General features: G+C 68.4%; 3 protein-coding genes. 1 reads left to right on the plus strand and 2 read right to left on the minus strand.

What is annotated here, in order from left to right:
- Positions 1 to 507 (plus strand): helicase C-terminal domain-containing protein (locus BN903_RS14880; protein WP_048078473.1); only part of this gene is annotated, 507 nt, incomplete at its 5' end.
- 53 nt (positions 508 to 560) lie between these two features.
- Here the strand turns inward: BN903_RS14880 and BN903_RS14885 are convergent.
- Together BN903_RS14885 and BN903_RS14890 are read right to left on the minus strand one after the other, a co-directional pair.
- Positions 561 to 920, minus strand: a complete 360-nt coding sequence (locus BN903_RS14885; RefSeq protein WP_048078474.1) for a hypothetical protein — start codon at positions 918 to 920, stop codon at positions 561 to 563.
- A gap of 82 nt (positions 921 to 1,002) precedes the next feature.
- The gene (locus tag BN903_RS14890; RefSeq protein WP_048078475.1) at positions 1,003 to 1,563 is read right to left on the minus strand and encodes a TATA-box-binding protein; all 561 of its coding nucleotides are present in this window, start codon (positions 1,561 to 1,563) and stop codon (positions 1,003 to 1,005) included.
- Positions 1,564 to 1,741: the final 178 nt, after the last annotated feature.

Raw genomic sequence — 1,741 nt, forward strand, 5'->3', positions numbered from 1 at the left:
CTCGACGGTCCCGGGGAGGACGAAGAGCGGCTCCGCAGCGAGTTCGTCGCGGACGACGGGGCCGCGCTGTTCACGTCGCTGTGGGGGACGCTCGGCGAGGGGGTGAGCTTCGACGGCGACGACGCCCGCACGGTCGTCGTGGTCGGCGTCCCGTACCCGCACCTCTCGGACCGCACCGAAGCGGTTCAAGACGCCTACAACCGGGCGTTCTCCGACCGCGACCGCGCCCGCGATCCGGGGTGGCTGTACGCGGTCGAGATCCCGACGATACGCAAGACCCGACAGGCGCTCGGGCGGGTGATCCGCGGTCCGGAGGACTTCGGCGTCCGCATCCTCGCGGACCGTCGCTACACGACCGCCGACATGGGGAAGTACTCGGTCCGCTCCGCGTTCCCGCCGGAGGAACGCGAGGAGCTCCTCGATATCGACCCCGAGAAGCTAAAGTTCGCGATGCTCAACTTCTATCAGGACCACGACGCCTACGACGGGCCGCCGCCGTCGCCCTAAGACGGGCCACCGCCGTCCCGTGAGCCGCCCGGCGAGCGCTTCTCTCGGCGGCCCTATCCCGGCATGGACGCGAGCAGGACGGAGATCAGGATCAGGACGCCGGCGAGCAGCGTCGTGACCACGGCGTGGATGAGCGTCATCGCGGCCACGACCCGCCGCGGCTCCTCGTAGCTCCACCAGAACATCGTCCCGTCGACGAGGAGCGCGCCGAGGACGATGAGCGCGGCCGGAGCGTCGAACGCGTTTCCAACGACGCTGATCACCGCCGGAAGCGGGCCGACGTAGAGGGCGCGGCGCGGGTCGACGTCGCCGAGGACGTTCCGGGCCGCGACATGTGCGGTCACCGAGAGGAACAGCGCCAACAGGACGGTCGTCCCGAGTACGGAGACCGGCGTCACCGTCTGTAAGAGCATGGGCGACCTACGGGACGAGGGGTAAAAGTGCCCGCGGAACGCGTCCGCGGTGCCGTCGTTTTGATCGCGCGGTGTCGACGCTTTAGTCTAACAGCCCCAGTCCGTTCAGCTCCTCGACGATCACGTCGACGGCGGCCTCGGCGTCGGCGGGACTGGTGCCGCCCGTGACGACCACCTTGCCGCTGCCGAACAGGAGGGCGACGACCTCCGGCTCGTCGAGCCGATAGACGAGGCCGGGGAACTGCTCCGGCTCGTACTCGATGTGTTCCAAGCCGAGACCGATCGCGATCGCGTTCAGGTTCAGGCTCTTCCCGAGGTCGGCCGACGTGACGATGTTCTGGACGGTTATCTCCGGGTCCTCGATCGGGATATTGAGGGCGCGGAGCGCATCGAAGACGATGTCGAGGCTCCCGTGGACCGCCTCGATCGAGTTCGCGCCGGTACAGACGATCTTCCCCGACCGGAAGATCAGGGCGGCCGACTTCGGGTCCGTGGTACGGTAGACGAGGCCGGGGAACTGCTCGGGGTCGTAGTCCGCGCCTTCGAGGTCCATCGCGACGCTCTGGAGATCGAGCTCCTGTCCGATTCCTGTGGAGGCAACGACGTTCTCTACGGTGATCGTCTCCTTCGGATCGGCCGTCATTACCTACGTTCTCGCCCGAACGCCGTAAAAAGGTGGCTGGTCGGAACCGCCACGCTATTCCCGTCGCCGCGCGGAGCCGTCGGCGTGTACTGGCTCGAACTCGCCGGAGAGACCGACGCCTTCGCCGCCCGCGAGGCTGCGACCGCCGCCACCGGCGTCGACCTCGTCGCGCCGGGGA

The sequence above is a fragment of the Halorubrum sp. AJ67 genome (assembly GCF_000513435.1).